Annotated in this window: 6 protein-coding genes; all 6 read left to right on the forward strand. The window is 42.4% G+C overall.

Going from position 1 to position 2,495, the window contains the following annotated elements:
* The coding region (locus H8K32_RS19855; RefSeq protein ID WP_186914351.1) for a 50S ribosome-binding protein YggL at positions 1 to 226 on the forward strand (226 nt) is incomplete at its 5' end.
* Positions 227 to 259: 33 nt separating this feature from the next.
* The gene (locus tag H8K32_RS19860; protein WP_186914353.1) at positions 260 to 787 is read left to right on the forward strand and encodes a hypothetical protein; all 528 of its coding nucleotides are present in this window, start codon (positions 260 to 262) and stop codon (positions 785 to 787) included.
* Positions 771 to 926 (forward strand): hypothetical protein, encoded by a 156-nt coding sequence (locus tag H8K32_RS19865; RefSeq protein ID WP_222613208.1) that lies wholly within the window; start codon positions 771 to 773, stop codon positions 924 to 926. Before H8K32_RS19860 ends, H8K32_RS19865 begins: the two co-directional genes overlap by 17 nt.
* Positions 927 to 1,076: 150 nt before the next feature.
* Positions 1,077 to 1,274 carry a helix-turn-helix transcriptional regulator gene (locus tag H8K32_RS19870; RefSeq protein ID WP_186914357.1) on the forward strand — a complete coding sequence of 66 codons (198 nt, stop codon included), beginning with the start codon at positions 1,077 to 1,079 and terminating at the stop codon, positions 1,272 to 1,274.
* Positions 1,271 to 1,717, forward strand: coding sequence for a hypothetical protein (locus H8K32_RS19875; RefSeq protein ID WP_186914359.1), 447 nt, complete (start codon positions 1,271 to 1,273; stop codon positions 1,715 to 1,717). Before H8K32_RS19870 ends, H8K32_RS19875 begins: the two co-directional genes overlap by 4 nt.
* 56 nt (positions 1,718 to 1,773) lie before the next feature.
* Positions 1,774 to 2,103 (forward strand): hypothetical protein, encoded by a 330-nt coding sequence (locus H8K32_RS19880; protein WP_186914361.1) that lies wholly within the window; start codon positions 1,774 to 1,776, stop codon positions 2,101 to 2,103.
* Positions 2,104 to 2,495: the final 392 nt, after the last annotated feature.

A 2,495-nucleotide genomic window follows, 5' to 3' on the forward strand; every position in this document is an offset into this window, starting at 1 on the left:
AATAATTGATTCCGCTATCGAGGCAAATTGCGCACTTAGTGTAGCCACATTTGGTGAGGATTTTTGGTGCTACGTAATGGCCGAAAAAAAGAGAGCCTCTGTGACTGAGGCGCAAAGATCAGCAATTTTTGAATGGTTAGGTAAGCAACCCCAAATCGTAAATTTACAAGCGAGTCCTCTTCGTGATGCGAAATTAGGTTGCGAATTAGAGTCTACAAAAAGTTGATATGTTTGCCATAAATAAATGTATTTAAAGCATATGAATCGAGACAATGACTACTGGACATTTCTAAAGACTTGCAGTTTTGATGATGCGGTTAAAAAGAGTGTCGAGAATAACTTTGGTAGTGCGCCAGACTCTCCATCTGCTCAATGGTATGCCATACGCGAAATTGAAGCGTTAGAAACTCGCTTCAAAGCTGGTGATAAGTTTTCGTTGTTAGAGGCAATTTATACTTGTGCAGTTCGGAGCATTCCTTTACCTGATTGGGTTGAGCGATCTTATATTGCTAGCTATAGAAAAATTCTCAAATTTGAAGCCAAATCACTAGATGCGGCGTTTGACATTGAGTGGAAAAAAAACATAAATCTTGCCGCAAAAAGGAAGCGCCGAAAGACGGCACATCATATTTATACCGAGATCAAAAAAATGTCCGCGAACGGGCGAAGCGTTACTGATGAGTTGTTTGATGAGGTGGGAGCTAAGTTCAATATCGGGCGAACGTTGGCGAAAGAGTATTACGCTTACATGACGGAACGGCTTGAAAAAGATGTTGCAGCCTCTTGAGGGGGGAGGAAAAATTGCGCGTCTAACAGATAGCGAAATCAAAGAATTAACTGCTGATGGCGAAACCATCGATAATTATTTTCTGGCGAAAGTTGCTAACAAATTCGATGCAAAACAGGCTTTAGTGGATGCGCATTAAACATGCATGAAAATGCAATTATCATAAATTTAACGGCAAATTAGGATAGCCACCGCGATTTATTCAAACTTTGCGGCGTTACTTCTTTTGGGTGCATAGATACGATGTTGATTCCTCCTGAAACATTCAGGAATTTTCTAGGAATTCAATATGGTACAACCACACAATACGCTTTGGCGCTTACCAACCGTTTTACAAGAAACAGGTTTATCTAAATCTGAGATTTACAGACGAATTAAATTAAATACATTTCCCAAACCTCTGAAGCTGGGCGTCCGAGCTGTAGCTTGGCCTGCTGTTGAAATTCAATCTTGGGTGCAGTCATTAATTCATGGAGCGGCCAAATGAGTCAAGGTCAATCCAAAGTATTACAGATTTACGCTGATGCAATAGCTTCTACGTCAACCAATGATAATGAGTTGACTGAGAAAATAAAATTAGAAGAAGTACGTAACCGTGAATTTATGGCTGAGTACGAACGCTATAAAACTAATAAGCGCCTTCTTGGTGTAATTCAACTAACGCCAGATGCATACCCTTTAATGCTCGAACTGTTCGCGGCCTGCAAGTCGCATTTAATGTCTCTCCAAGTTGAAATAATTCAGCGCCAACAATATCAAATTAGTTTCTCTTATCTTGGCCGTTCGTGGCGCATTGTATTTTTGCACGAAGGCAAATTGCGGCTTAATGAAGTGCATCTGGCAATTTGTCATGATGAACCTAATCCTACCCCTTTTGCTGTCATCGGTGGCTTTAGAGTGCCGCAGAGTTGGGGCAGCTTTTTAGAATGAAACGGTATTTTTCTGAAGTAGCGCAAGTGACTCGCAAATCATTTTTGAGGTGAAACATGATACGTAAATTAATCCGCAACGGTATCGAGATGGTTTTTTTCAGCGAAATGAGAGCTGATGCAGGGTATTACTTTTTGGAGTTGGAAGTAAATGATGGTGCTATTCCTCGGCTCGTATATCACCCGATCATCGGATGGGCTTTAGAGTCTGGGACGTATCAGCAATATCCAATCATTCTTAATGGTCTAGTTACAGAGAAGATTGCCATTCTAGCGCCCAATGGTATTGTTTTCACCCCATTAAATGAGGGTTATTGCTTGAATGTTTCTGATTGGCTTGCAGAGCAAAACGTAAAAGCTACTCATTCGATTGGTGCGCCAATATGAACTTACTGCTTGCCATCCAATCGCACAAGTATTATGCTGTGCACGTCCCTGAGAAAAAAGGGAACGAGTTTAGCAGCTCGAATTACACAAAGGCGCACTGGCCGCGCAATGCGGCTTTTTTACGTGCGTATGTCATTGCATCCTTTTTATGGGCGGCAGTGGTGGGGAGGCTTCGGCCTGCCGGTTCCCTTTGTGTCCGGTCTGCTAACCCCGTCATTTGCTGCCCACCCCGTTTAGCAGTGGGGCGCAGTGTATCCACTACACAAAGGAGTCTGCCATGACTGGAATTAACACGTCTTTCCCCCCATTATCCGAAACAGAAATTGAGCTGATACAAGCTTACCGTGCAATGGAAGCAGGTCATCATTTTCAATTGCTGGCGATGGTTAAAG

The organism is Cognatundibacterium jejuense, assembly GCF_014284255.1.
GTDB lineage: Bacteria > Pseudomonadota > Gammaproteobacteria > Burkholderiales > Burkholderiaceae_D > Undibacterium > Undibacterium jejuense.

Coding starts and splice junctions, on each gene's coding strand:
- H8K32_RS19860 (WP_186914353.1), top strand. CDS start 260: ATGAATCGAGACAATGACTACTGGACATTTCTAAAGACTTGCAGTTTT.
- H8K32_RS19865 (WP_222613208.1), top strand. CDS start 771: ATGTTGCAGCCTCTTGAGGGGGGAGGAAAAATTGCGCGTCTAACAGAT.
- H8K32_RS19870 (WP_186914357.1), top strand. CDS start 1,077: ATGGTACAACCACACAATACGCTTTGGCGCTTACCAACCGTTTTACAA.
- H8K32_RS19875 (WP_186914359.1), top strand. CDS start 1,271: ATGAGTCAAGGTCAATCCAAAGTATTACAGATTTACGCTGATGCAATA.
- H8K32_RS19880 (WP_186914361.1), top strand. CDS start 1,774: ATGATACGTAAATTAATCCGCAACGGTATCGAGATGGTTTTTTTCAGC.